Raw genomic sequence first — 26502 nt, 5'->3', positions numbered from 1 at the left:
GCAGGCATAGTCTTGCGACATGGAAGCAGACGCACTGATAGCCGCCCGACACCAAGCGCTCGAAGGAATACTGGATGAGCGGCAGAGACGACTGCATGCGGCGGTAGAGGCGAAGGTGTTGGGTCATGGTGGGGTTAAACGGGTGAGTGAGGCCACAGGAGTCGCACGGGGATCCATCCTGGCGGGCCTCAAGGAGCTCAAGGATCCGGAGCATACCCTCCCGAAAGGTCGGGTTCGTCGACCCGGTGGCGGGCGTAAAAAATTGGTGGACCGCGATCCGGACTTACTGGCAGCGTTGGAAGGCTTGGTGGATCCTGCGGCACGGGGTGATCCCCAGTCACCCCTGCGCTGGACTTGCAAGAGCCTCCAACAATTGGCACGGGAACTGGGTGAACAAGGGCACCGCATCAGCCATGTTTCTGTGGGTATTCTGCTCAAGGAATTAGGGTACAGTTTGCAAGGCAATCGCAAGACCCTGGAAGGAACCGGTCACCCGGACAGGGATGCCCAATTCCAGCATATTCAGGAAAGGACGCAGCAAGCGCTGGATGCAGGACAGCCCGTAATTTCGGTGGATACCAAGAAAAAAGAACTGGTCGGCAACTACAAAAATGCGGGTCAGGAGTGGCGGCCGCAGGGAGAACCGGAAGCCGTCCAGGTGCATGATTTCGTGGATGCGGAACTGGGACGGGCCAATCCCTATGGGGTGTACGATCTCGCCCAGAATGCGGGTTGGGTCAGCGTGGGCACGGATCATGATACCGCCAGCTTTGCGGTAGCGACTATCCGGCGCTGGTGGTTGGGCATGGGTCAGCCCCTTTATCCCGCCGCCCAAGAACTCATGATCATGGCCGATGGGGGGGGCAGCAACGATTCTCGGGTGCGCCTCTGGAAGCTGGAATTACAAGGGCTTGCCGATGAACTGAATCTGCCGATTCGGGTGTGCCACTTCCCTCCAGGCACGAGCAAATGGAACAAGATTGAGCACCGCCTGTTTTCCTATATCAGCATGAATTGGCGGGGGCGGCCTTTGGTGAGTCACGAGGTTATTGTCAATTTGATCGCGGCTACCACCACCAGCAAAGGATTGAAAGTACGTGCCGCCATTGACCCCACACCTTATCCAAAGGGCATCAAGGTCACCGACGCTGAATTCGCTACCATTCAAATAGAGCGTGATGACTTCCATGGAGAATGGAATTACGTCATCTCACCGAAAATAAAGTACACGTAGTTTATTTATGAATCCTAAGGCAGAATCCAGCAGCATGAGTGGCTGTCTGTGTCACTCATCAATGTCAAGTAAATGAAGCGAGAAAAGAACAGCAGTCGATAAAGCAAAATACTCGCCATACCTTTCATGGAAAATATGCTCTTCGTGCGCAGCAACAAACTAAAAAACCAGAGCAGCATTTAGAAAAAACGCGAAAATAGCGTGTTATTCATCGCATTCTGTCCTGAAAATTATTTGACAATGGAAGCACACGGAACACTAGGGTGCTTTATGGACAGGACAAAAGAAAGGAAAATCGCGTGTGCTGGATTTTTTCTGCCTCTTGCGGAGGCTGCGCGGCTTGTAGGTGCGACCCCAAAAACTTGGCAAAATCAGATGGCGAAGGATCCAAGCCTCTTACCGCCAACTTGCCATGTACCGGGTATCTTGGGCAGAGCAGTTCATCGGGATGATTTGCTGGCATGGGTTGATGCCCGTCGTACGGGTTCTGGAGATATTCCTAAGCCACCACCACCAACGCGCAGACGTGGTCGTCCCAGGAATGCTTACTCTACTAGCCAATCATCGGGTGCAGCATGACCAGCAGCCTCGACTTATCTAGCAAACGAATGGATATCAGTGGGGCATTCCAGGGAGACGCCAAATCCTTGGATTTTGTCCTCCCGGGTTTGTTGTCTGGCACTGTCGGTGGACTTGTTGCTCCGGGAGGTACTGGCAAATCCTTCTGGGCATTGGAAGCGGCAATGGGTATCGCCTTGGCCGTGGCCGGAGGAAATCTGCTCGGTCTGAATCAGCAGGTAAGTGGTCGGGTAGTATATATCGCAAAAGAAGACCCAGAGGTCATACTGTATAACCGGATCAATGCGATTGGGCCTTATCTGAAGCCCGAAAACTGGGAATTGATAAGCGAGAATATGGATATTTTACCATTGATTGGCACGCCAGTGAATATCATGGAAGAAGGCGATTTCGAAAAGATCGGAGAATATTCTGAAGGTGCGCGAATTATTATTATTGATACGATACGTAGGTTGCATACATTTAACGAAAATGATAACGGGGCCATGGCAGCACTAATGGATCAATTGGAAGTGCTTGCCAAAACCACCGGAGCAAGCATTCTGTTTTTACATCATGTGAATAAATCATCAGGTCGCGACGGAAACACAGATCAATTTTCGGCCAGAGGAGCAAGTGTTCTGGTGGACAATGCCCGCTGGGGCGCGGGACTAGCGAAAATGACTGAAAAGGAATCGCAGGAATGGTCAGACTCCATTACTCGCAAATCCATAGGTGAAAAAAACCGAAATTGGTATGTAAAGATGGTGTCCGCAAAATTGAATTATTCGGAGCCGTTGGAAGATCGTTGGTTCCGGCGTGCGGATGGTGGGGTTTTGGTACCAGCAAATTTAACCCCGGCTGTTAAGGAAGAACGTAAGACAGATAAAAGGGAAAAGCACAACAGTTCGACTTCGCCATCCAATTATTTGTCCAAAAAGAAGGGGGAAGACGATGACTGGTGGTAATGACAAACGCGTCATAGCGACCGCTACCGTTACCCCTGCCAGGGTACGACTTTTCCAACCTACACAAAGGCCAGTGGCGCAGCAGGGCGACTGGATCGAGACGGCATGGGGCCGATGTCGCGTGAGCGGGAGACTTGGTCAGCGCCACGCTGACCTGCTGGAGGCTATCATGTATGTGGCCGAGAAGAGACGGGAAATCGTCGACGGCGGAATGGAACTTCTCGTCGATCCTGCCAAAGTCCGCAAATGCCTGTCTGACGACAGACACAGCCTCCAACGCATCAAGACATGGATTGAGGAACTCATGTCAGCTGTCATCCATGTGCAGACGTCGAAGTTAGATATTACCGGGCACATACTGGACCATGTGGAAAAAAGTCCCATGACCAGGAGAGATCCGCTTTCTGGCGGGGACCGTCATCTATGGCGTGTCCGGCTGGGAAAACCTTTAATAGATCTATTAAAAAGAGACCTTAACCTCCACTATGACCCTGCGCCAATTGCCAGGCTAGAACATGGCATCAGCCAGGCGGTTGCTCGGCATATCCTAACCCATTCCAAACCGCCTTCAGGCGGCTGGACCATAGATGGCCTGATTTATACTGTTGCCGGAGATTTAAGTACTCAGAACATGAGAAATGCGCGCCGTCGCCTGCGGGGGGATGCCGTTGGACTGGCGATCATCGGGGTATGGATAGAAGGCGATAGGGCGCGGCGTGTGTCACAATGGCCCGATGGCGTGTCGCAAAGGCCTGGTCCTGTGCCGCAAAGGCCTGATGGCGTGCCATAGCGGCCTGATGCCTTCAGTACATTTCAGAGTTCTTCAGGAACTCTGAAAGAGGGTTCTTGAAGAACCCTCTTTCCGTTTCAAGGGCTGCACTAATCCAAAATGTGGTGACGGCAGTTCGGGGCCGACATTCTATTCCTGCGTGCGTAATAGCCGCCTCTGTCATGTCGGGCGAAAGCAAGTTGACAAGATGTGGATTCTACCATCACTTGGCGTTGATTCTGGCAAAAGATGTCGCTGGTCTCGTTGATATTGCCCATTAAAACATGTTCGGTTCCGGCATATAATGGCGTCGATTCCTGTAGTTCCGGCATCTCTCGTCATGTTTCGCATCGGTACATGACGCTCTCAGTCTGCTGCCAATCACCAGAACTCAACGGCGGTAGGGCAGCGGAAGCGGTCATTCGCGTGCATGTTTAGTGGGGGCGATCGAAGTAACATTTTCGACGATAAAAATCTGGTCAGGAACATTATAATTCTGAAAATGAGGCCTGCATTTTTTCATGCACGGGCCTATTCCTTCTCCTTCATCACAGACATCCGTTCAATACCGCCTCCAGTTGCGAGGCCGTTTCCAAAAACAAGATTCGCCGGTATAATCTCACAAAATCTTCTTGCAGAATCTTATTGCTGTCTGGTTTGTCCAGTTGCTGTAACTGGTTGCCGACGCCAGCGCGTAATCAGATTTGCGCTATCGCAATAGCTTCATGAATTTGCTGGGAATAACCACAGATGTTCAGTTGTTTCATCACCTTGGCAAGGGGACGGAAGAAAGCCTCGGCCGCCCTTTCAGGCGAGCTTGACGGAGTGCGCCCCCCTGCACGGCAAAAAACTTCATCCATCGGTACCTCCTTCGTCGTGTGCTTGGCGGCTAACAACGTCGGTTCTCCGATGGACTCCACTATATGTCAAACACCTACTGTCAACCCGGCAGAGCCGGGGGGTTTCCTATTTTTGGTTAACGATGGAGATTCTTATCTGGATGAATGGATTTTTGAGTCGAAGCGTTTCTTTGCGCAGACAAAGTGTGTGCAATAATGGACGCTTCATGCGGATTCAGGGAGCCGATCAGCGGTAGTAATCCATAGGCCTCGGCGTAGTAACGCAAACGAATCATTTCTCGTGCAGCCGCAGCATAGGCTTTGCCTGCCTGGGCATATTGACCGGTCATATAATACACATTGCCTAATTCCCCATATATGCCAGGATGATTCGGAACTTCTCGTAACAATTTTTTGTAATCCGCTATGGATGTTGGAGCATTGCGTTTCCAATAGGCCTCGCGTGCATGAATCAGCAGAGTCATTTCAGCCTTGGTCAACGATTGCATGGAAGCCGGTTTGGGCAGTGTAACTTGAGGCGCGGCCTGAACATCCGGCATGTGTGAAGGTTTGGACGCCAATTTAGCGGGTGTTTCTTTGGACTGTGGTTTGGCTGTTTTGGGAGCTTTACTGATTTTTTGAGGTGTCAGTCCCTTTTTTGTGGCCAACGAGGTAGATTGGGCAGAAGCTACAGCCATACTGGGTGCACTGGTTGTCTTGCTTGTTGTTGGCATGACTGCCGCTTCAGAGAGACGGATCATCTGGCAGTCGCGCAGTAAAGGTATTTGTGCGGTATCGGGGAATTGCAGGCCCACAGCCGTTATTGCTGTAGGCAAAATGACTCCTACAGTCCAAATAGGATGTTTGGTAAACAACTTGATGATTACGTTTTTCATAAGCCGGTTCTCCGTGTTTGAAGATATTTTACGCATTCGTAGTACGCATCATGTGCATCTTCGTGGCCTCTCATGAGGATTATCCTTAGGTCAAGCAGAAGTGTCTTACGGGCCTAGTGTTGGGTAAACAGATTTTGCGAATTCATTCAATTCATAACTAGCCTTACTGCCCGCATCCAGTTCAAACACCGCACGAGCTTCACTCAATGAACGACGAAAAGCCGTACGCTGGCCAAGGCGTACTCCTAGTGGTTTGATGTAGGGTATTTGTTCCAGGGCCGCTTCGGCGTCATCACTTTCACGCACGGCGTGATGGGTGTCAGCACGATTAATGAAAGCCCACACTGGAGGGGTTGACCATTCCACACAGACATCAATAAAACGCTGCGCAGACCAGATATCCGCCTGACTGGGGCCAACGGGCATGAGGATGACATCGGCAGAAATCAGTGCCTTCCTAAATGTCATCAATGCGGCATAGCTGGTATCCATTATGGTGTAGGCTGTATTGGGGGCATCACCTTCCAACGTGGTAGAAACAGGGAGTGCCGGGAAAATCTCCTGTTCAGAGCGATCCTGGCAAACATCCCTCAAAGTGCCTTGGGGATCCAGATCATAAAGGTGAACGGGGACACGATAAGCCAACCACACTGCAAGATTAAAACTTACCGTGCTTTTACCCGAACCGCCTTTCATGGACGCGACTATCAGACGCATAAATTTCTCGGATAGACGACTGTGGGCGCCAAAAAACAGGGCCCACAAATGCTTTATGTTATTTTAACGACCATACCCATAGGGTGAATAGCCATAAGGTGACTGATAAGGTCCCATGGGTGGTGGGGGCGTGGGTCGCCCTTGTTGAGGATATGCTCCAGGATAACCGCCTTGATTGGGATAGCCATAACCTTGTTGTGGGCCGTAATAAGGTTGTGAACCGTAGGATTGAGGATAGCCATAACTCCCCCCACCTTGGTATTCCCCTTGGTAAGGTTGTCCATAACCACCATAGGGACCACTGTTCATGTTCATGGGGCCACCGTGCGGTCCATTGAAGTTCATGCCGCCCATATCCCACGGACCTTCTGATCCCTGCATAGGCCCACCGTAGCCACTGAAGGGGCCTGAATAGCTGTTCATCGGTCCACTATAACCGGACCAGGGCATACCCCCACCCCAGGGTCCCCAAGCATATGCCGGAGCAGCGACCATAACGCCTGCTATACCAACGCCAGCGACTAGCGCCAAAGACCGCAATTTCTGTCTCATTCTTTCATGTTTGAAGATTTTCATAACAGTTGCCTCCATAATAATTGGTTAGAAAAAATTTCAATTCTGTAGGTTTCCAGAACCCGCCACGCCATCGGCAATTTCAGCAAGGTATACATAGCAAACAATGTGCCAAACAATAATTCCTTGTTTTAATTATAATAACGTTTTATGGAGCGATACCGCTTGCAACAGAAAAGCGGGTCAACAAACTGATATATAAAGAATAACCATGATATTGCATCCTGAAGGCTTGCAACATTTTGATTGCAACACTGACGGGGTATCTCAGGGCCCTGTCAACCTCAAATCTAAGTTCATGATGTAGCAACGCAAAGGGCCTTTCTGGACTTTCGGGGCCGGATGCGGTAACTTTTGCCGCATGGAAGCCTCAACACTTACTTCCAACCAGCAAGCCCTCCTGCAACGCGTTCAGGTACGGCCGATCCTGCCCACGGAGCGGGAACGCTGGAATACGCTGATGCGCGCCCATCATTACCGAGGCTTTCGCACGTTGGCGGGGCGTACCCTGCGCTACGTCGCTACCCTGGATGATCGCTGGGTGGCTTTGCTGGGCTGGCAGGCCGCCGCTTATCAATGTCAGGCGCGGGACCGGTGGATCGGCTGGTCTGCGGTCTTGCGCCGCCAGCGCCTGCATCTGATCGCCAATAACGCCCGTTTTCTGATCCTGCCGGGGGAGTCCTTTCCCAATCTGGCTTCCCGGATTCTGTCCCTGAACCTGCGCCGCCTCTCTGCCGATTGGCAATCCGTCTATGGGCATCCCATCGTCCTGGCCGAGACCTTCGTGGAATCTCCCCGCTTCACCGGGGCCTGTTACCGGGCCGCCAACTGGCGGGATGTTGGCGGGACCAAGGGTTTTGCCCGCCGTCCGGGTGGTGGCTATGTCCACCACGGCCAACCCAAACGTCTCCTGCTCTACCCCCTTCACCCCCAGGCGCGGGTCTGGCTGGCCCAACCCGCGCCCCAATCCGAATGGACGAACACCCCCATGCAAACCGTGACCTTGAGCGACGCGCAAATGGAAGGCTTGCGCCAACTCTTTTTCCGCCTGCCCGATACCCGGAGCAAACTGGGCAAGCAGCACCCCCTCCCGGCCATTCTGACGATTACCGTCGCCGCCGCCCTGACTCAGGCCGAAAGTTATGCCGCCGTCGCCGAATGGGGCGGCCGTCTGACCCAGGCCCAGCTGCGGCGCATCCGCGCCCGATTCAACCCCAAGACCCAACGCTATGTCGCCCCGTCCGAACCCACCATCCGGCGCGTCTTGCAAGGGGCCGATGTCGCGGCGCTGGATGCGGCCATCAGCGCCTGGCTGTCAGGTTCCACGGACTTTGAAACGGTCGCCGTCGATGGCAAAGTCCTCAAAGGGGCGGTGCGTGCGGACGGGTCCCAGGTCCATCTGCTCAGCGCCTTCCTGCACGGCCAGAAAACCACCCTCGCGCAAAAGGAAATCGCTCAGAAAACCAATGAGATCCCGGAACTGCGCAACCTGCTCCGGGAAGTCGATATTGCGGGCAAAGTCGTGACCGCCGATGCCCTGCATACCCAGCGGGAAACGGCCCGATTCCTCGTCGGAGAGAAAAAAGCCGATTATCTCTTCACCGCCGTCAAAGGGAATCAGCGAAAACTTCACAACCGCCTGACATGCCTCCCTTGGGGCGATTTCCCCCCTCTGCGCCGAAACCATTGACGTCGGCCATGGCCGCTTTGAACGTCGTAAAATCATCGTCGCTACCCAGGCTACGGGCATCGACTTTCCTTACCTGGGTCAGGCATTCCTGATCCAACGGGTCACGATCGATCTGAAAAGTGGCGAAAGCCGGAATGATTACGCCTTCGGACTCACCAGCCTGACCCCGGATCGAGCCGCTCCTGAAAACCTGCTGGGTATGGCCCGTGGACATTGGGAGATTGAAAACGGTAGCCACCATGTGCGCGATGTCACCTTTCATGAGGATCTCTCCCAAATCCGCACCGGCAACGGCCCCCACATGATGGCGACCCTGCGCAACCTGGCCATCAGCATCCTGCGCCTTGCCGGTGCCCAGAACATCGCCAAAGCGTGTCGGGATTACGCCGCCAGCGCCCGCAAAACCCTCCGTCTGCTCGGCTTCTGAGCCGCCCCCTACGGGATTGCCCATCCGGGAAAGGTTCCGGAGGGAGAGCCACATCCGCCGACCGCTGAATTCACTATCCCAACCCGAAAATCACCTGAAAAGGCCACGTTCCTACCCGTACAGCACCGCAAATCCTCACCAAAGAACCGCGCCAGATAGCCTCTGCCGCCCCATCAGTCGAGCTTGACGGAGCCCTGGTAAAGATGGTGTCCGCAAAATTGAATTATTCGGAGCCGTTGGAAGATCGTTGGTTCCGGCGTGCGGATGGTGGGGTTTTGGTACCAGCAAATTTAACCCCGGCTGTTAAGGAAGAACGTAAGACAGATAAAAGGGAAAAGCACAACAGTTCGACTTCGCCATCCAATTATTTGTCCAAAAAGAAGGGGGAAGACGATGACTGGTGGTAATGACAAACGCGTCATAGCGACCGCTACCGTTACCCCTGCCAGGGTACGACTTTTCCAACCTACTCAAAGACCCGTGATACGGCGGGGCGACTGGATTGAGACGGCATGGGGTCGCTGCCGCGTGAACGGGAGACTGGGTCAGCGCCACGCTGACCTGCTGGAGGCTATTATGTACGTAGCCGAGAAGAGACGGGAGATCGTCGACGGTGGAGTGGAGCTTCGAGTTGATCCTGCCCGAGTCCGCAAATGTCTGTCTGACGACAGACACAGCCTCCAACGCATCAAGACATGGATTGAGGAACTCATGTCAGCTGTCATCCATGTGCAGACGTCGAAGTTAGATATTACTGGGCATATACTGGACCATGTGGAAAAAAGTCCCATGACCAGGAGAGATCCGCTCTCTGGCGGTGACCGTCATCTATGGCGTGTCCGGTTGGGAAAACCTTTAATAGATCTATTAAAAAAAGACCTTAACATCCACTATGATCCTTCACCCATTGCCAGACTAGAACATGGCATCAGTCAGGCAGTTGCTCGGCATATCCTAACCCATTCCAAGCAGCCTTCAGGCGGCTGGACGATAGATGGCCTGATTTATAATGTTGCAGGAGAATTAAGTACTCAGAACATAAGAAATGCACGCCGCCGCCTGCGAGGGGATGCTGTTGGACTGGCGATCGTCGGGGTATGGATAGAAGGAGATAGGGCGCGGCGTGTGTCGCAAAGGCCCGATGGCGTGTCGCAAAGGCCTGGCACTGTGTCGCAAAGGCCTGGTGGCGTGCCATAGCGGCCTGATGTCTTCAGTACATTTCAGAGTTCTTCAGGAAGTCTGAAAGCGGGTTCTTGAAGAACCCGCTTTCCGTTCCAGGAGCCGCCGATTTCGACTCCTTGCAGGCTCCTCATGTTCGCTTGGTCAGAAAACCCTCACTTATAGCACACCCATGGGGTATAGGGTGGGTACGTCCACCCCATCGTTTACTGATGAGAACGGGCAGCTATCGAGGATTACTTACCTGTTGTCCGTGGCTTCAACTGCACCACTAACTGCACCATATTCACGAAAACGGCCTTAATTCGCTTTCTAACTGCTTGATTATATGGTGGGTTGTGAGGGGATCGAACCCACGACCCGCTGATTAAGAGTCAGCTGCTCTACCAACTGAGCTAACAACCCAAGAACCCCGTATTATAAGGATTTACGCCAGGAAGGCAAGAGCCGGGGGCCCGATAGTTTAATGCGCGACCTTCTGCCGCAGACGGATGACCACCTCGACATTTTCCACTTCAGTTTCAGTCGGAATATCTGGAAGTTTGCTGATTTGTAAGGCGCTGGCAGGAATATCCTGTAATTGCCCGGTATCCACATAATAGAAGTGATGATGCATGGATACATTCGGGTCATAGAAGACTTTACCGGGTTCTACAATGACCTCACGCACCAGGAAGTGATCGGCAAACAAGCCAAGCGTATTATAGACAGTAGCCTTGGAAACCACCGGATAATCTGCATTGACACGTTGCATGATTTCTTCTGCAGAAAGATGAGCGCAGGAAGAGAAAAGGGCATAACCGATCTCCACACGCTGGCTGGTGGGATTAACACCCGCATCGCGCAAAACCTCCAAAACGCGCTGTTTGTTCCAATCCTGATGATTCATGGATGGCCTCGCTATAATTCTAAACAAAGTATAATTGTACTGCTAACTAACTCGCAGGGGAAGGGTTTGCGTTTTCCCGATGATGGGTCGCTGGCAGATAAGGCGTGATATCTAGAGGAGCGGTTTCCCCGGTAAGTATGGATACAAGTATTTCTGCTGTTGCCGGAGCATTGGTGAGTCCATAACGAAAATGCCCAGCAGCAACATATAATCCTTTCCAGGCGGGAAGGGGGCCGATATAAGGTATGCTCTCATGGCTTCCGGGGCGCAGCCCCGACCATTGTCTGATGATATGGGCACTGGTTAGATCAGGCAGATAATGATGAGCAAAATCCCAAAGAGCTTGCCGTGCCTCTGTGGTGACCGATTTATCAAATTGCACGATTTCACTGGTACTGCCTGCCAGAATCAAGCCATCTTGTCGGGGGACTAGATACTGATGGTCGCGCATGATCATGGAATGGAGCATGCCTGCTTGCCCTTGCAACAAGAGCATTTGACCCCGAACCGGATAAATTTCCAGATGAACTCCGGCCTTTTCCAACAGTTTACCCGTCCACGCACCCGCAGTGACGATGACGTAGGCTGACGGCAAAAATCCCTGCGTTGTTTCCAAACCGCAGAGTTGTCCTTGCGAACTTCTCAATCCGGTGACTTCCGTGTGTTCAATGAACTTGACGTTCAGTTGACGACAGCGGGCCATGAGGGCCGATAACAGACGCGGATTGCGCACCTGGGCTACCTCGGGACACCACAGAGAGTTCTCCAAAGCGCCTTCTCCGTCCAGACGGAGCCAATTCAGCCGCCATTGCTGTGCCCAGTGGCTGATTTCATCAGGAATCCTGTCGCTTTCACCTGCCATGATGCGTAATCCGGACTGACTCCACTGTGGATCGATGCCCGTGAGAGTTTTGAGTTCCACAGCAAGTGCCTGGTGAAGTGACATGCTGTAAAAAGAAAGTCGCAGTAATTCTGGGGGATAATGCCAGGGATAGAGAGGACTGAGGATGCCCCCGCCCGCCCAGGAGGCCTCCTGGCCCGCTTGCTGCCGATCCACGATACTGACATCAAAACCGGCTTCAGCCAGACGCATGGCAGCAAGCAAGCCGATGACTCCAGCTCCAACCAGGATGATGCTTTCTCGCTTTTTTAGCACGTATTGTTTCCGCAATCTTTAAAAATCAATCCGGTAAAATATGTTGGCTCCATTTTGTGTACCACTTTCTGTTCGTAGTTCAATATGTTTGCTGACCCGATAACGCAGTCTGGCAACTGTCCCGTTGCCCATTACTGATTGACCGACGCTGAGATATAAATCCGGCGTCAGGTAGTGACCCAAGGTGACCATGGCCCCAGACAAACCCTGCTGACCACTAGAGCGTACACCCACATCAATCCCTGAATTGCTGAGACTATTTCCGAAAAGCGCCGCTCGGCTGGCGGAAAAGAGGGTGCCTGCTGCCGCAGAGAGTAATTCATCCTGATTACTCAAGCTGCTGGAAGGCGTACCAAGCACCAGATAGGATAAAATATCTGCCTGGGACATGGAAGGGCTGGAATAGAGATTCACCTGGGGAACTTGCAGCGTTCCTGTAACCTGAACTCCGGCTTTAACGGGAGTATTATCTACGGCAAAACTATCCGAATTTTTGATGGTTCTGACGGCCAGTACATCCAGATTTGCCTGGCTGGCCTCTCCATGAAAATTAATGGAACCCCGTTCAAAATCCAGACTATGGCCATAAATATCATAATGTCCGTCCACCATGCGCAAAACTCCTTGCACAACAGGACTGCGACCATTATGCATGACCACATCCAGGCTACCTGCCAGATTTGCACGCAAACCGCTGATCAGCACTTTTGCGTCATTCCCCAGGGTTACCTTCAAATCCACGCCCAGAGCAGGACCTGTATGTTCCTTTTTGACATTTTTCACAAAAACCACGTCACTGGAAGGTTTGGGTCCATTAAAATCTGTGCCTAAAATGCGTAAGCGATCGGTGTGAATGACTCCGCCAATATGGATTTTCTGTAATGATCCATCTATCTGCAGATCAGGACTGACATCAGCCTGTACCTGCGGAAGATTCAGGGCAGTGAACGCATGTCCGGTCACCTGCAAAGCAAAATGGGTTTCTGGTTGAAGATGAATAACACCCGATCCGGAAATCTGCCCCGTACCCGATGTGGCATGCAGTTCAGTAACTTGCATTTCTCGACCATCGGCGATTATTTTGGCGCCCACCTTCTGTAAATCCAGTCCAGCTTGGGGTACATACAAGCCCAAGCCCTCCAGTTCGGCCGTACCATGCCATTTGGGATCTGCCCAGGTGCCGGAGATATCTCCATCTATGTGTCCTTGTCCCTGCGCACGCATTTTCAGGGTGCCAATGGGCAGGGCGGCAAAAAGGGGTGCCCCCAATTTGGTTTTGAGGCTAGCTTGCAGGGTCGCCTGCTTGTTCCAGCGCCAGGGCAGGGCGAGAGTAATGGGACTGAAAAGATGTAGTTGGGCAGCTCCCCAGTTTTGTGGCAGCTTGAGATTGGAATTTACGGTGAGATTATGGGGGTCCCACTGTACTTGGCCGCTGAACTGCTGCAGATCTGCAGATTGTTGCATGCTTTCAGAAAGCCAATGTAATCGCGTTTTCTGAAAATCCCAGTGTCCCTCGGCATGACAGACTCCGTGACATTGGACTTTTGCCTGGGCATTCACATATCCTTCCAAAGATAGGTCATCTATATGATCATGTAAATCCAGCGGAAGAGAAAATATATCCAGATTCAGATCGGCAAGATTAACCGCAGGATTATAAAGTCCCTGCGCACTGATTTTAGAACCATGGGTATCCTGAAAAAGCAGCGGACTGATCCTGATGGCACCAGAACTCCAGGATAAGTTAGCGGGATTTACCAAGTGCCAGTCTCCCAGATTGGAGCTCAGCAAATGGGTTTGATTCAACTGCAGGTTCCATGCAGGAGGAGTGTGCTTGACCAGGCCATCCAGTGAAAATTGATTACCGTCCGACTGTGCGTGTAGGACCAGTTTTAGACCTGTCATTGGACCCTGAGCCTGTGCCTGAAGATTGACGCGATGGTTCTTGTAATCGGCGCCATGCATCTCCAGACTGGCTTGTAGTTGATTCCCAGCCTGCAAAGTAGCCTGTGTTTTTAAGCTGTCGACCGTGATTCCAGAATAAGCGAGTCCGCGAGCATCTGCCTGGATATGACCCAGCCAAGCCTGCCGTTTTTGTGCAACCCATCCGTCCATATTTGTAGAACCTCTGGCGCTGGGCAGGATGCCTCGCCAGTTGACGACATGCACAGTAAAGGACAAACGTTGCTGCAAGTTTCCTGAAGCTTTCAGTTGCACACCTGGGCCATGAAAATCGGCACCTTGCAAAACCCACTCATTCCCTGAAAATTGCACATCGGTGTTACCCTGCAGACTTTTTTGATAAATCTGGCTGGGCAACAAGGTCAATTGCAGACGCCCACTGGTGATTTTTCCCACTTGAGCGGCGTTTATTTTCAGATCGCCGGACAATTGTCCCGGTATCTGCGTAGCAATACTTTGAGTGGGTAAGCCTCTGATGCGCAATTCCCCGCGAAGCCTAACTTGTGGATGCCATTGAATCTGTAATTGGGCAGGAAGCAGTTTTGCACCAAGGATATTCCCTTGGTAATCGTAGGCTAACTCCTGATTGCTGCCCTTTATATTGCCTTGAATGCCACCGAACTTTGGCGACCCTTGGGCTGCGATAAACCCGTGATACTGTCGAGAATTACCCTCCAGATGAATGGCCATAGATAAGGCACCTGTGGGCAAGTATTGGGGAATTCTTTTGATAAAAATCTGTTCCAATTTTCCATCTACAGTAAAGTTACCAGCCGAGTTTTCTGGAAGATCAATTTTCCAGTTCGCTTTAGCCACCTTACTCAAAGCTGGATTTTGAATGGTCATGGCAGTTAAGGCAATCTGATGGGCTTCGATCCGGGCCTGACAGTTGAGGATGCTTGTTGAATGATCCTGATTCAATTGCAGCAGAACAGGACCCCCAAATGCATTTTTATCCATGCCGTGCCAGAGAATGCGCCATTGCAGAAGCGTCTTTTTCCCGGCAGCTGCGGATTGTATCCAGTTTCCCTCGGTTTCAAGGGCGCGATTCTCCATGCCCATTCGTGCCGAAAGATGAAGTTGTCCTTCGGGAAAACTTGCCATCAACTGCTGGATATGTAGATTGCCATATTGCCAGGACAGGCTTTTCGAACTGGCTTGATTGAGTATCAAGGATGATTTTTGACCTTGCCAGACATGCAAATTGTGGATATCAATCGACCCCAGACGAACGGCGATAAGTCTGGTCCATAATGGTAAGGCTGGCCATTTAAGGTTGAGGCTGCTTGGTTGATGGGAAGGTGCGGGAAAATACATTTGACTATCGATAATTTTGAGATTTTCGACATCCAGTTCTCCCCATAATAAATGGCTAGGATAAAACTTCCATTGCATTTTTTTGGCATAAAAACGGGTGGAGCCACTAGACCAATTCAAATTTCTGATTTCCAACCCTTCAGCAAGGCTGCCATTGACTTGCTGAACATGTAAATTGGGGACCTGAGACAGCAACCAGCGGGCGCCACCATTGGTACCCAATAACCAGAATAGTGTGAAATATAGAATCCCTATGATCAGTATAAAAAACAAAAAAAGCCAATGTCTCAAGCGCATCACAGGCTGAATCCCACAGAAAAAGCAATGCGTACCGCCGGAGCTTTAGGATTCACCAGTGGATGTGCCAGATCAAAATGAATGGGTCCCACAGGGGAATACCAACGAAAACCTAATCCCACATCCTGGAGCAAGTGAAGGTTCGAGAAACTGTTAAAAGCGTTACCTGCATCATAAAAGGCGACAATTGCCCAGTTCTTACTCACAAAACGTTGAATATTCACACCGGCAACGGCCAATAAACGTCCGCCTTCCACTTCCCCGTCCTTATTCACAGGGCCTTGTGACTGATAGGCATATCCGGGAAGACTGTTTTGTCCACCTGCAAAAAACCGCAAGTTAGGCGGCAATGCGCTAATCGGCCCGTTTAACCACATCGCCCCGAGTTTAGCTCTGGTCCCCAGCACCCATTGACTGGCCAAGCGAACACTCCATGTACCACGCGCACTGAAACGGACAAAATTAGCACTGCTGCCCCATATTTTACTGGCACCCTCAGCGCGGGCGATCAGGGAATAACCAGAAATAGGACGTAATATATTGCGAAAATTCTGGACCGTATATTGTAGAGAAGGATAAATATAAAAACTGTTGTTAACTTCGTCGGCTACTGTATAATTGGCCTGCTCAAAATTGAGCAGGGTTTCCAAGGTGCTTGTCCTGTTGCGGTTGTTCTCATCCCGTAAAGACCATTGGCGCCCAGCACTGGCCAGTATCTCGTTACTATCATATGCCGTGAAGGTTTGATTCTGATAGCTGGCTTGCGCGACATATTCTGATCCTATATTTTTCCCGATGGGCCACCTATATAAAATACTGGCATTTTTATTCAGTTGTGCTGCCAAAATAGAAACTCGCACATGTTGGGCCTCATCAAAGGCATTATAATTATCATAAATCAAAGCCGCATTGGGACCAATATCCGTACTGTAACCGGCACCGATCTTGATATGTTGTGCGGGCATGCTTTTGAGATCAATATGAACGGGTACCGTATTATTTTTTTCGGCACGAATATCTCCCTGCACAGAAATATCCGAAAAACGATCAGCATTGCGAAGATTACTCTGGGTAACAGCCAGGGCAGCCGGCGCATACCAGTCACCGGGTTTGAAAGATACATAACGTTCAATAAACCACCGTGGATAATGTTCCGCACCATGCACCTTAATTGTCCCAAAACGAAAACGCGGACCAGTATTCAGCCACAGATAGATTTCGGACCAAAATTCCTTTTTGTCAATCAATATCTCATGACGAGTATATTCGGCCTTGGCATACCCCTGGTTATTTAAAATGGCTATGGTTTTACCTTTCCATTCCTCATAATCAATTTGATCTAGTACGGACCCAACTTTTAACGGAAACTTATTGAAAAGTCGGGTAATTACGGGTATATGACTCCCGGTGCCAGTTTTTTGAAGATCTATTTTTCTAACCCGTACAGGTTGACCTGGAGAGATGGAAAATCGCAGCAAATACTGATTCTTACCAGAATCCACAGTGCTGACCTGCCATTTTGCATCATAGTAACCGTATGCCTGCATGGCGTCTCTAAGGCGCAGGCCGGCGGCCATTTCAGTTTCATCGAGGCGATCTTCCTTGTCAGCCACGGTGACGGGGGGAAAGGCCTTTTGCAGCTTCTCCAGCAAAGAGGGAGGCACGCCCTGAAATTCAAAGTGTACCTCATCCGCCATAGCGGAGAATGAATAAAAGCCCAACATCAGAATACCGACGCTCAGCAACCAGATCGGATCACAAAGTCTTTTTTTTAGATAACTATCTGTATTTATTGCCTTATTATTCAGAAGCTCCCCCTGCGACATCCCAAGCACACCCTGTTTTGCTACTGACGATTCTAGCACGATTTTCAGTAAAAGCAGGGAGAGGGGGAATTGCTCCGAAGCTGGGTTTAACGCTCTCTATCGCTGGGAGGCCAGCTTCGGTGGATTTCCCGATATTGGGTGACAATAAAGTCCTGGCTGGGATTCTTCCGAATCCTGCGTTTTTGCCACCAGAGGAAAAGCATACCGCTGGCGCCCAGTATGGCCACGGCAATAAAGGCAAAAATCGCAAAGAAGAACAGACCAACCAGCAAAACCATGCCAACCATGATGGTTAATAGGCGCACCCACCAAGGTGCCGTCCGACTACCTGAAAATGAAGTTTGTATCATCGCGCTCCCTCTGGAATTCCGATTCATACAATGAGACCATGACCGTTGAAGGAAGTTCAACTAAATTTAACATAATAAACATTATGCGAACAAATGATCAGCGCAGATATATCAGCCAGACCCGCCTTGCATCCAAAAACACAAAGGCATGCTGTTCAAATTGCCGGGCCATTTGGTAGGCTGCGGACGTATCCATGTCATGAACCAGCAAACTTTCCTCCCACCAATCATCCACACCGCACCAGGCTCGCGAGAATTGATAACCCATTCTGTGCAGACTCTTGGTCAGATGGCACTGCCGATGATGATTTTTCCATGGGCTCATCTGCCCTGAATGGGGATTCCATGCCGTGATAATAACACCGCGTACCCCATGAGCTGGTCCACCAATGCGAAAATCGTAATGACCGGGGATCCGGTAATGACTTTTGCGATAAGCAGAATCCAGCCTGTTAAGAGTCAAGCCATGGATCAGTTGGAGACGAAACCGTATTCTGCCTCTGGAGCGAGTGGCTATTAATGACATCCTTCCAGACTCTGGCGCCACTCGCACAGCCCCGGTAAACATCGCCCATAATCGCGCAGCCATCAGATTCTCCCAAGGTTTTGCCGCATCATCCCTTAGCAGATATTCTTTGAACCCACTTCATGTTATAGCATTAACTTTGTCTTTATAGAGCTTGTCCGGCATTCCCAGAGCGAGAGCCAGACTAGGTATCGCGGCCACAAATGCCAGCAGAAAAAAATCGACGAAACCTACCTTGGCGGCAAGAAAGCCACTAAATCCGCCGACTACGGTGGCAGCGACCGACATCAATGCCGAGCCGATGGCAAAATGTGTCGCTTGGTAATTGTCCTGGCAGCGTTGCATCAGAAATACCATCAGTACCGCCGTACCCAGCCCTGCTGAAGCTTGTTCAAATGCAATGGTCACGCCCACCCACCAGATGTCAGGGGCAGCCCAGGCCAGCCAGGCATATGCGGGTATGGCCAGGGACTGAATGAATGTGAGCGGGAACAAAGTTCTTTTGAGTCCCCAACGCGATATGATGATTCCCCCCAACAGAGCTCCCCCGATTCCGGTAACGGTACCGATACTTCCGGTCAGGATACCACGTGCCACCAAGCCATATCCCAGATGATTCAAAAACGGCGTGACCATGGCAAACATCATGGCATCCCCTGCCCTGAACAACAGGATGAAAGCCAATGCCCATAGAATTCCCGGTTGAATCAAATAGGTCTGAAAGGCCTCACGCACGGCCGCCCAGCGATGGTGACGATGCTGTGGATCGATCGGCTCCGGGCTTGGGAGAATACGGTGATGGAGACCTGCCAGGCCCCACATCATGGCGGCTGCTGTTAAAAAACAGACGGTCCATGACGCCCAGCCCGCCAATATGACCAACGCGCCATTCCCTACCAGCATGGCCACCCGATAAGCAGCAACCCGCAACCCGGAAAATCCCGCCTGATCCGAGCTGTCCAAGGTCTGGATATAATAGCCATCTACAGACATGTCATGGGTGGCTGACATGAAAGCCATCAGAATAAATATCTTGGCGGCCAAATCCAGGTTGAGGTGCTGCGCTGGCCAAATGAGCAAGGCAGCCACAGCCCCGAGAATCAACTCCATTATCACCAGCCAGCGTTTCTTGTTACCGAACAAATCTATGATGGGGCTCCAGAAAAGTTTCAGGTTCCAGGGCAAACCAAAAAAGGAGAGTAGTCCGATTACCTGAAGGCTGGCACCCGCATAGGTAAAAAATTGCACGGAAACCTGCTGCACCAGGGAATAAGGCAGCCCTTCTGCATAGTAGGCACTGGCTATCCAGGCAAGTTTTTTAACGTTTTTTCCCACAGTGTTTTCCATATGAAAAACCCCCGCTGGGCGGGGGTTTTGGGCGACCTGAAAATCGGTCAGGCACTTTTTGGCGGAGCAATCGGCTTTTGTGCCAACACCCATGCAGCCAGTTCCTTGGCTTGGGCAGGTGTCACGCTTTGCGCGGGCATCGGCATTCCACCCCAAACTCCAGACACGCCGTGTTCGATAGCATGGCTCAACGTGTCCACCGCTTTTGGATTACCCGTGTATTTGTAGGCAACCCAGGCAAACGCTGGCCCTACGATCTTGGCATCGACCTGATGGCAAGCAAAACAACCCTTGGCTTCAGCCAGAGACTTGGCTTTTGCCATTTGATCGGTATTCAAGCCAGCAACGGCAGTTACCTTTTCAAAACGCCCGCCCCCGCCTTGCACATCAAAACGGGATGGCGAAGTGGTAGATCCTGAACCATGGTCGCTACTCATGGCCGAGCTGGTAGCAGAGCTATCACTGGGTGCCGTGCTGGAAGCTTCCTTCTTAGCACAGGCAGCAGCGAGAGTGACCACGCCAGCGAGCACCAGAAGGCGCAAGAGCGGACTGACGTTATGTAGATTCATCATAAATACGCTCCCTCCCTTTTACTGGTTATGGATACAACCCGAGTTGCAACTCAGTCAGTAGACGCGCCGGAATTGTCATTGGCAGCGGCAGCCGAAGAAGTAGCACCGCTGGTATCGGCAGCGGCACTGCTATTGGGGGCGGCGGATTCCATGGGTGCAGCGGCAGCACTGGCAGCCGAACTGGTCGTGCTTGCCGGGGCAGCAGATTCAGTCGTCGTAGTAGCGCTGCTCGCAGGAGCAGTGCTTTCTTCCTTCTTGGCACAGGCAGAAGCCAGGGCAATGGCGCCAGCAACCAGGACAATGCGGGCAACAGGTTTGATCTTAGCGATATCCAACATTTCTTTCACTCTCCTCAATGGTTGATACGGAATGACAACGACAATGGTGCATCATTTATAGCACAAATGACATTATCATCTTAGCACTATTTTTCACCATGCCAAATACCGGGAAGCTGACCCGGGAGCATGGCTAGCTACACAGCGCTGCTTCCGACCATGTCCCGCAGGGATGCCAAGAGCACACTTGGCAATGCTCCCCAAACATGTATAATAGTGTATGATTATATTTATTGAGGGCGACTTAGATGGCACAAGGCACAGCAACAGACCTGGAGGCATTGAAGACTCTAAAAATCCAGACCTTAAGACAGTCGATCCGGCCAGAATGCTACCAGCGAAGTACCAGCAAGGCCTTATTCAGTTACGTTTTTGATGGGCTGTTGTATCTTTCGGCCATTGCCGGCATATGGCTGATTCCCTATTGGTGGGTGCAATTGCTCTTGGGTCTGATGGCCGGATCCGCAGTCGCTTTCATGTTTGTCTGGGCTCACGATGCCGCCCATGGCGCGCTTTTTGAAAACCGGCATCTGGCCGAGGTGTTGGGCACCCTGTTCATGCTGCCCTCTTTCAATATGTACCGCCTCTGGGCTTTTGGGCACAACCGGGTCCATCATGGCTTTACCAGTCTGAGTTCCATCGACTGGATCTGGAGACCGCTGACCCCCCAGGAATATCGCCAGAAAAATGGATGGCAAAAAATCATCTATCGTCTGGAGCGCAGTCCTTACACCTGCGCATTACACTATCTCTTGCGTGTGTGGTGGCCAGGAATGATCCGCTTCAAGGCAGACCTCAAAAACAGGCGTGCTTTTACCTTGAGCAAGCTCTTGACTGCACTGTTTTTTATTGTGTTTTCTGGCCTTTCCTGGTGGATGGCGGGGCCGATGGGATTTGTCGCGGCAGTGCTAGTGCCCTTCCTGATTTTCAATTACTACATAGCCCTCTTTATTTACCTCCATCACACCCACCCGGATGTTCCCTTTTTCATGGAAAAAGATGAGTGGAGTCAGAGCATTGGACAATTATATTGCAGTACTGTCGTGCGTTGTTCAAAAATCAGTGAAATGCTCATTCATAACATCCTGATGCATGCACCCCATCATGTCGATCCGCGCATTCCCTTTTACCACCTGGAAGCGGCTTATGAGGATTTACGTGCAGCATACGGCCAGTATATCCATGAAATGCGTTTTAGCTTTAGGGAAGTGCGGCAAATATTTCGCACCTGCAAATTGTATGATTATGAGTCCAGACAGTGGATGAGCTTTCGTACCGGACGCAGCTGGATCGAACAAATCGAACAAAAAGCCTCAGCATTAGGTGCTGCGGCAAAATCCAATGTTTATCCAGGGAAAACCGCTCATTGAGCAGCAAACCAAGCCATTCGCCATGCGTAACTGACGTGGTGAAATTTCTGACTAAAGCCCGGTTAGAAGGCATCCTCATCCTGCGGATGCCTTTCCGTTTTAACTGAGCGACTCGAGGCCGTATTGAGGGCCTGCAAGTGCAAAATCTTCAGAAGCCGCATGACAATGGGGTAAAGTAGCACTGCCGATACGGCCAGATAGACAATACCGGAATAAAGGGCGAAAGCACTAGCAAACAGTTTTGCCAGCGTTCCATGCATACTGGACACCGGACCCATGCCACTCAGAATCATGCTGGCGTTCAACAGGCTGTTGATCCAGTCGATATGTCCCAGAAAATGATAGCCAAGAGTCCCCATCCCCAAAGAGCCCGCCATAAAACCCAGGCCAACTGCCGTATAACGCAGCTGGTGCCAGAAAAACTCACTGCGACTGCGCAGATGAATGGACTGAAGGTGGCGTGCTGGATACTCTGCTTTCATGACAATCAGCCATAATACCGACGATACCAGTCCACAAAGTGCTGTAACCCATCTTTCAGGGAAGTATCCGGGGCAAAGGCTACGGTTTCCTGAAGCTCTGTCACCTCCGCATAAGTGGCCACTACATCGCCATCCTGCATGGGTAACCAATCTATCTTTGCTTTTTCCCCCAGACAGCTTTCCAAGGTCTCAATAAAGTCCATCAAGGCCACCGGGGTATGATTACCGATATTGTAAATCCGGAAAGGCGCCGCACTGGCCGCAGGATCCTCGGGCCAGACAGGCTGGGGAGTCGGGATTTTTGGTATGAGCCGGGTGACCCCTTCGATGATGTCATCAATGTAGGTGAAGTCCCGCTGCATTTTACCGTGATTGAATACCGGAATACTTTCACCCGCAAGAATTTTGCGCGTAAAGCTGAAGTAGGCCATATCCGGCCTTCCCCAGGGGCCATACACTGTAAAAAAACGGAGTCCGGTACTGGGAATCCCATATAAATGCGCATAACTGTGGGCCATCAGCTCCCCTGCCCGCTTGGTCGCTGCGTACAGGCTCACCGGGTGATCTACTGGATCATGCACGCTGTAGGGAAGATGGTTGTTGGCACCATAGACCGAACTGGAAGAAGCAAAAAGCAAATGTCCCACTTTTTGTGCCCGGCACCCCTCCAGCACATGCAGCAAGCCTGTGACATTACTGTCCACATAACTGTGTGGTGCTTGCAAAGAATAACGTACCCCAGCCTGGGCAGCTAGATGAATCACTACGTCAAAATGGGGACCGGCAAACAGGGCTTCCATGGCAGGGCGATCGGCCAAGTCCATTTTCTGGAACTGAAAGGCCGGATGCCCTTCCATCTGGGCCAGACGGTCTTTTTTGAGACCCGGATCATAATAGTCGTTGAGATTATCCATTCCCTGGACCATCCAGCCGTCCGCCAGCAAGCGACGAGCCAAATGAAAACCAATGAAGCCGGCAACGCCGGTGATGAGAACCCGGCCTTCCATTATGGCTCCCGCTGGCTAAGCCAGTGGATGTAACGCTCCACACCCTGCTCTACCGAGAGAAAGGGCTGGTCATATCCGGCAGCACGCAATTGGCGAATATCTGCTTGGGTAAAGCTTTGGTACTTCCCATGAAGGGCTTCGGGCATGCTGATGTAGCGAATGGTCTGGTCTTTTTGCAGACTGGGTAAGTCGTGTATCTCCTCATCAGCCATACGGCGCATGCTGTTGACCACCGTGACCGCCACATCATTGAAGCTCTGGGCCTGGCCCGTACCGACGTTATAAATACCACTGTGGGGATGATCGAGAAAGTGCATGTTGACGGATACCACATCATCCACATGAATAAAGTCCCGACGCTGTTCGCCGTTGTCATACCCCGCGCTGCCAGCAAAAAGGTGAACATGACCATCGAGCCGGTACTGATTATAAAAATGCAGGGCTACGGAAGCCATGCGGCCCTTATGAAATTCCCGGGGACCATACACGTTGAAATAGCGGAATCCATGTACCGGAGCCTCCAGTGTATTCCACACGCGGCGCAAATATTGATCAAACTGGAACTTGCTAAAGCCATAGATATTCAGGGGAGACTCGGCATGCCGTTCTTCACTGAAATTGCCGGTCATGCCGTAGACAGAAGCGCTGGAGGCATAGAGCAAAGGAATATGATGTCGCTGACACCAATGCAGTAGGATCTTGCTAAATTCATAATTATTTTCCATGACATAACGACCATCGGTCGCCATGGTATCGGAACAGGCGCCCTCATGAAAAACCGCTTCTACACCAGTGATCTGATCATTTTCGATAGAGGCCAGAAAGCGTTCCGCTTCCATGTAGTCGGCAATTTCCAGGTCGGTGAGATTGAGAAACTTGTCTGCCCGCGTAAGGTGGTCAACCACCAGAATGTTGGTAATGCCGCGTTGATTCAGTGCATGAACCATGTTGGCACCAATGAAACCTGCTCCGCCAGTGACAATATACATGCGCAATTCTCCTTTTACGGCTATGATAACAGAAAGTCGGTAACTGCCGAATATAAGTGTGCACCCCTTTTCGGGAAGCATTGCCACGCAATCAACCCCCTATTCTTTCAGGACGTTCAGATAACCACGTCAGGCTCGGGGCGTTTCTGCTGAGGAGGCCTATGCAAGACCAGGGACTACTAATCATCATCTTGCTGCTCGCTACTGGCGTGGTTCTGGTCGGCGTCCTGCGTTTTTTACGACTGCCAGCAGTATTTGCGTATCTGCTGACCGGCGTCATTCTCGGTCCCCACGCCCTGGCAGTGGTACCCGATCTTGCCAGCACCCGGCAGTTAGCCGCATTTGGTGTGGTGTTCCTGATGTTCAGCATTGGTTTGGAATTCAGTCTTTCGCAATTCATGAGCATGCGACGCCTGATTTTTGGCATGGGCACTGCTCAGGTTTTGCTCACCAGCTTTGCTTTTTTTGGAATCACACTGGTCATCCCCCTATCCTGGAAAACCGGGGTCATTCTTGGGGGAATCCTGGCCATGTCCTCCACGGCCATGGTTATTCGTGCTCTGGCCGAAAAAATGGAAATGCAGTCCCGCCATGGCCGGATAGCGGTCAGTGTCCTCTTGTTTCAGGATCTGGCGGTAGTGCCTCTGCTGATTTTGATTCCGGCATTGGCCGGATCCACGAAAAACCTACCCCATGATCTCGCCATGGCGGGGTTGAAAGCGGTAGTGGTTTTGCTGGTCTTGCTGGTCATTGGTCGCCCCGTGATGCGGCCCTGGTTTCAGTTCATTGCCAATCGCAAGTCGACCGAGCTGTTCATGCTCAATGTGTTGCTGGTCACCCTGGCACTGGCATGGATTACTGAGCAGGCTGGCCTTTCCCTGGCCTTGGGCGCGTTTGTTGCCGGTATGCTGATTTCGGAAACCGCCTATCGCTATCAGGTGGAGGCAGACATTGCCCCGTTCCGGGATATTTTGCTGGGACTATTTTTTGTCACCATCGGCATGCTGGTGGATTTGCCGGCCTGGTGGGCAAACCTGGCCTGGGTGCTCATCGTATTGTTGCTGATCCTGTTTCTCAAGGGTTTTCTGGTCTGGGCCCTGAGTCGTCTGTTTGGCTATGAATCTGGGGTGGCGTTGCGCTCGGCCATAGTCCTGGCCCAGGCCGGTGAATTCGGCTTTGTGCTGCTGGCCCTGGCCAATCAATATCAATTGTTGCCTGCCCGGGTGTTACAGCCGGTACTGGGCGGGATGCTGCTGTCCATGATGCTCGCCCCGATGCTGGTGGAGCGTAACGGCTGGATAGCCCGACGTCTGGTGGGCAGTTATCGTCATCATAGAGATCAGCAGCTCACGGAAATGCGCGCAACGGGGCTCAAGGCCCATGTGGTTCTGTGCGGTTATGGACGGGTTGGCCAGAGTGTCGGCCGGGTGCTGGAAGAAGAATCCATCCCTTTTTTGGCGCTGGATCTGGACCCTGTGCGCGTGCGGCAGGCCCAGTCAGCGGGGGAATCCATTTTCTACGGAGATGCCAGTCGCCGCGATGTTTTGCAGGCCGCAGGCATTGCCAACGCACGCGCGGTCGTCATTAGCTACGCCAATGTCGCCTCCAGCCAACGCGTTCTCTCCATCATCAAGGAATTACGCCCGGAATTACCGGTGGTGGTACGTGCCCATGACGACAGTCAGCTGGAAAAACTGGAAGCAGCAGGTGCCGATGAGGTGGTGCCGGAAGTCAATGAGGGAGCATTGATGCTGGCCGCCCAGACCTTGTTGCTGATTGGATTTCCCATCAGTACGGTCCTGCGTCGAGTCAGACGCTTTCGTCAGGAACGCTACCAGTTTTTCCGGGGTGCTTTCTGGGGAGGCTCTGAACCGGGCGAAGATCAGACATCGGCACGGCTGGCTTCCATCCCTTTGGGGGATACCGCTTTTGCCCTGAATCTCAGCCTTCGCGAGCTGAATTTGACCAGCTTCGGTGTCTCGGTGGTCGCCGTGCGGCGGCACGGCATTCGCGGTCGCGAACCGGCTCCAGAAACGGTACTGAGAGCGGGGGATGTACTGGTTCTTTTTGGGAGTCCGGCAGCATTAACCAAGGCTGAACTCTATGTTCTGGAAGGTAATACCGTTCAGGAAACAGCGATAACGGCGTAATTTGGCCTGAGTCCCGGAAATCAGCGAGGCTGCCAGCCTGAATACCCACCAGTCCAGCATTCAGGATTCCTGTG

At 51.7% G+C, this 26502-nt stretch carries 23 protein-coding genes and 1 tRNA gene; 8 read left to right on the top strand and 16 right to left on the bottom strand.

Features of this window, described 5'->3' with window-relative positions; all coding sequences use genetic code 11:
• Positions 1-19 precede the first annotated feature (19 nt).
• The 3 genes from ACJU26_RS08240 (at position 20) to ACJU26_RS08230 (ending at position 3550) form a co-directional block, all read left to right on the top strand.
• On the top strand, positions 20-1234 hold the full coding sequence (locus ACJU26_RS08240) for an ISAzo13 family transposase (protein ID WP_414039213.1): 1215 nt from the start codon (positions 20-22) through the stop codon (positions 1232-1234).
• Between the two features lie 575 nt (positions 1235-1809).
• Positions 1810-2760 (top strand): helicase RepA family protein, encoded by a 951-nt coding sequence (locus ACJU26_RS08235; RefSeq protein ID WP_414039212.1) that lies wholly within the window; start codon positions 1810-1812, stop codon positions 2758-2760.
• A 169-nt stretch (positions 2761-2929) separates the two neighbouring features.
• Positions 2930-3550, top strand: a complete 621-nt coding sequence (locus ACJU26_RS08230) for an ABC transporter ATPase (protein WP_414039211.1) — start codon at positions 2930-2932, stop codon at positions 3548-3550.
• Between the two features lie 677 nt (positions 3551-4227).
• On the opposite strand, the gene ACJU26_RS08225 is transcribed toward ACJU26_RS08230, so the two are convergent.
• The 4 genes from ACJU26_RS08225 to ACJU26_RS08210 form a co-directional block, all read right to left on the bottom strand.
• Positions 4228-4389, bottom strand: a complete 162-nt coding sequence (locus ACJU26_RS08225) for a hypothetical protein (RefSeq protein ID WP_414039210.1) — start codon at positions 4387-4389, stop codon at positions 4228-4230.
• Positions 4390-4505: 116 nt separating this feature from the next.
• Positions 4506-5264: a hypothetical protein gene (locus tag ACJU26_RS08220; protein WP_414039209.1), complete on the bottom strand. Its 759-nt coding sequence runs from the start codon at positions 5262-5264 to the stop codon at positions 4506-4508.
• Between the two features lie 105 nt (positions 5265-5369).
• The gene (locus tag ACJU26_RS08215; RefSeq protein WP_414039208.1) at positions 5370-5981 is read right to left on the bottom strand and encodes a hypothetical protein; all 612 of its coding nucleotides are present in this window, start codon (positions 5979-5981) and stop codon (positions 5370-5372) included.
• A gap of 63 nt (positions 5982-6044) precedes the next feature.
• Positions 6045-6362 carry a hypothetical protein gene (locus tag ACJU26_RS08210; RefSeq protein WP_414039207.1) on the bottom strand — a complete coding sequence of 106 codons (318 nt, stop codon included), beginning with the start codon at positions 6360-6362 and terminating at the stop codon, positions 6045-6047.
• Between the two features lie 553 nt (positions 6363-6915).
• On the opposite strand from ACJU26_RS08210, the gene ACJU26_RS08205 reads away from it, so the two are divergent.
• Positions 6916-8244, top strand: coding sequence for an ISAs1 family transposase (locus ACJU26_RS08205; RefSeq protein WP_414039206.1), 1329 nt, complete (start codon positions 6916-6918; stop codon positions 8242-8244).
• Complete coding sequence (locus ACJU26_RS08200) at positions 8216-8671, top strand: ISAs1 family transposase (RefSeq protein WP_414041956.1); 456 nt, start codon at positions 8216-8218, stop codon at positions 8669-8671. The genes ACJU26_RS08205 and ACJU26_RS08200 overlap by 29 nt, the downstream gene beginning before the upstream one ends.
• 1508 nt (positions 8672-10179) lie before the next feature.
• Here ACJU26_RS08200 and ACJU26_RS08195 read toward each other — a convergent pair.
• The 5 genes from ACJU26_RS08195 to ACJU26_RS08175 form a co-directional block, all read right to left on the bottom strand.
• A tRNA-Lys gene (locus tag ACJU26_RS08195) sits at positions 10180-10255 on the bottom strand.
• Between the two features lie 58 nt (positions 10256-10313).
• Positions 10314-10739, bottom strand: coding sequence for a Fur family transcriptional regulator (locus tag ACJU26_RS08190; protein ID WP_414039205.1), 426 nt, complete (start codon positions 10737-10739; stop codon positions 10314-10316).
• A gap of 46 nt (positions 10740-10785) precedes the next feature.
• Positions 10786-11895, bottom strand: coding sequence for a glycine oxidase ThiO (gene thiO / locus ACJU26_RS08185; protein WP_414039204.1), 1110 nt, complete (start codon positions 11893-11895; stop codon positions 10786-10788).
• An 18-nt stretch (positions 11896-11913) separates the two neighbouring features.
• Entirely contained in the window at positions 11914-14961 is a 3048-nt protein-coding gene (locus tag ACJU26_RS08180) for a translocation/assembly module TamB domain-containing protein (RefSeq protein ID WP_414039203.1), read from the bottom strand.
• Positions 14962-15470: 509 nt separating this feature from the next.
• Positions 15471-17297 (bottom strand): autotransporter assembly complex protein TamA, encoded by a 1827-nt coding sequence (locus ACJU26_RS08175; RefSeq protein WP_414039202.1) that lies wholly within the window; start codon positions 17295-17297, stop codon positions 15471-15473.
• A 17-nt stretch (positions 17298-17314) separates the two neighbouring features.
• Between ACJU26_RS08175 and ACJU26_RS08170 the strand changes: the two genes are divergently transcribed.
• Positions 17315-17593 (top strand): hypothetical protein, encoded by a 279-nt coding sequence (locus ACJU26_RS08170; protein WP_414039201.1) that lies wholly within the window; start codon positions 17315-17317, stop codon positions 17591-17593.
• 151 nt (positions 17594-17744) lie between these two features.
• Here ACJU26_RS08170 and ACJU26_RS08165 read toward each other — a convergent pair whose 3' ends face one another.
• From ACJU26_RS08165 to ACJU26_RS08150, 4 genes are all read right to left on the bottom strand, one after another.
• Positions 17745-18110: a DUF3293 domain-containing protein gene (locus tag ACJU26_RS08165; RefSeq protein WP_414039200.1), complete on the bottom strand. Its 366-nt coding sequence runs from the start codon at positions 18108-18110 to the stop codon at positions 17745-17747.
• 183 nt (positions 18111-18293) lie between these two features.
• Positions 18294-19508 carry an MFS transporter gene (locus ACJU26_RS08160; protein WP_414039199.1) on the bottom strand — a complete coding sequence of 405 codons (1215 nt, stop codon included), beginning with the start codon at positions 19506-19508 and terminating at the stop codon, positions 18294-18296.
• Positions 19509-19567: 59 nt separating this feature from the next.
• Positions 19568-20092, bottom strand: coding sequence for a c-type cytochrome (locus tag ACJU26_RS08155; protein ID WP_414039198.1), 525 nt, complete (start codon positions 20090-20092; stop codon positions 19568-19570).
• A 50-nt stretch (positions 20093-20142) separates the two neighbouring features.
• Positions 20143-20430, bottom strand: a complete 288-nt coding sequence (locus ACJU26_RS08150; RefSeq protein ID WP_414039197.1) for a hypothetical protein — start codon at positions 20428-20430, stop codon at positions 20143-20145.
• Positions 20431-20678: 248 nt separating this feature from the next.
• Here ACJU26_RS08150 and ACJU26_RS08145 point away from each other — a divergent pair, with 248 nt between their 5' ends.
• Entirely contained in the window at positions 20679-21800 is a 1122-nt protein-coding gene (locus ACJU26_RS08145; RefSeq protein ID WP_414039196.1) for a fatty acid desaturase, read from the top strand.
• Between the two features lie 62 nt (positions 21801-21862).
• Here ACJU26_RS08145 and ACJU26_RS08140 read toward each other — a convergent pair whose 3' ends face one another.
• The 3 genes from ACJU26_RS08140 to rfaD are packed head-to-tail and all read right to left on the bottom strand — an operon-like array spanning position 21863 to position 24278.
• Positions 21863-22282 carry a hypothetical protein gene (locus ACJU26_RS08140; RefSeq protein WP_414039195.1) on the bottom strand — a complete coding sequence of 140 codons (420 nt, stop codon included), beginning with the start codon at positions 22280-22282 and terminating at the stop codon, positions 21863-21865.
• A 5-nt stretch (positions 22283-22287) separates the two neighbouring features.
• The gene (locus ACJU26_RS08135; RefSeq protein ID WP_414039194.1) at positions 22288-23289 is read right to left on the bottom strand and encodes an NAD-dependent epimerase; all 1002 of its coding nucleotides are present in this window, start codon (positions 23287-23289) and stop codon (positions 22288-22290) included.
• Positions 23289-24278, bottom strand: a complete 990-nt coding sequence (rfaD, locus tag ACJU26_RS08130; protein WP_414039193.1) for an ADP-glyceromanno-heptose 6-epimerase — start codon at positions 24276-24278, stop codon at positions 23289-23291. The genes ACJU26_RS08135 and rfaD overlap by 1 nt, the downstream gene beginning before the upstream one ends.
• A gap of 161 nt (positions 24279-24439) precedes the next feature.
• On the opposite strand from rfaD, the gene ACJU26_RS08125 reads away from it, so the two are divergent.
• Positions 24440-26428 carry a cation:proton antiporter gene (locus ACJU26_RS08125; protein ID WP_414039192.1) on the top strand — a complete coding sequence of 663 codons (1989 nt, stop codon included), beginning with the start codon at positions 24440-24442 and terminating at the stop codon, positions 26426-26428.
• Positions 26429-26502 lie beyond the last annotated feature (74 nt).

This window comes from Acidithiobacillus sp. M4-SHS-6, from assembly GCF_047421495.1.
In the GTDB taxonomy this organism is placed as follows: Bacteria; Pseudomonadota; Gammaproteobacteria; order Acidithiobacillales; family Acidithiobacillaceae; genus Acidithiobacillus.
This window is presented reverse-complemented; position numbering and strand designations above follow the sequence as displayed.

Bases quoted from the DNA above. Each gene is read 5' to 3' on its own strand.
- ACJU26_RS08240 (WP_414039213.1), top strand. From the start codon at position 20: ATGGAAGCAGACGCACTGATAGCCGCCCGACACCAAGCGCTCGAAGGA.
- ACJU26_RS08235 (WP_414039212.1), top strand. From the start codon at position 1,810: ATGACCAGCAGCCTCGACTTATCTAGCAAACGAATGGATATCAGTGGG.
- ACJU26_RS08230 (WP_414039211.1), top strand. From the start codon at position 2,930: ATGTATGTGGCCGAGAAGAGACGGGAAATCGTCGACGGCGGAATGGAA.
- ACJU26_RS08225 (WP_414039210.1), bottom strand. From the start codon at position 4,389: ATGGATGAAGTTTTTTGCCGTGCAGGGGGGCGCACTCCGTCAAGCTCG.
- ACJU26_RS08220 (WP_414039209.1), bottom strand. From the start codon at position 5,264: ATGAAAAACGTAATCATCAAGTTGTTTACCAAACATCCTATTTGGACT.
- ACJU26_RS08215 (WP_414039208.1), bottom strand. From the start codon at position 5,981: ATGCGTCTGATAGTCGCGTCCATGAAAGGCGGTTCGGGTAAAAGCACG.
- ACJU26_RS08210 (WP_414039207.1), bottom strand. From the start codon at position 6,362: ATGCAGGGATCAGAAGGTCCGTGGGATATGGGCGGCATGAACTTCAAT.
- ACJU26_RS08205 (WP_414039206.1), top strand. From the start codon at position 6,916: ATGGAAGCCTCAACACTTACTTCCAACCAGCAAGCCCTCCTGCAACGC.
- ACJU26_RS08190 (WP_414039205.1), bottom strand. From the start codon at position 10,739: ATGAATCATCAGGATTGGAACAAACAGCGCGTTTTGGAGGTTTTGCGC.
- ACJU26_RS08180 (WP_414039203.1), bottom strand. From the start codon at position 14,961: ATGGCAAGTTTTCCCGAAGGACAACTTCATCTTTCGGCACGAATGGGC.
- ACJU26_RS08175 (WP_414039202.1), bottom strand. From the start codon at position 17,297: ATGTCGCAGGGGGAGCTTCTGAATAATAAGGCAATAAATACAGATAGT.
- ACJU26_RS08155 (WP_414039198.1), bottom strand. From the start codon at position 20,092: ATGATGAATCTACATAACGTCAGTCCGCTCTTGCGCCTTCTGGTGCTC.
- ACJU26_RS08150 (WP_414039197.1), bottom strand. From the start codon at position 20,430: ATGTTGGATATCGCTAAGATCAAACCTGTTGCCCGCATTGTCCTGGTT.
- ACJU26_RS08145 (WP_414039196.1), top strand. From the start codon at position 20,679: ATGGCACAAGGCACAGCAACAGACCTGGAGGCATTGAAGACTCTAAAA.
- ACJU26_RS08140 (WP_414039195.1), bottom strand. From the start codon at position 22,282: ATGAAAGCAGAGTATCCAGCACGCCACCTTCAGTCCATTCATCTGCGC.
- ACJU26_RS08135 (WP_414039194.1), bottom strand. From the start codon at position 23,289: ATGGAAGGCCGGGTTCTCATCACCGGCGTTGCCGGCTTCATTGGTTTT.
- rfaD (WP_414039193.1), bottom strand. From the start codon at position 24,278: ATGTATATTGTCACTGGCGGAGCAGGTTTCATTGGTGCCAACATGGTT.
- ACJU26_RS08125 (WP_414039192.1), top strand. From the start codon at position 24,440: ATGCAAGACCAGGGACTACTAATCATCATCTTGCTGCTCGCTACTGGC.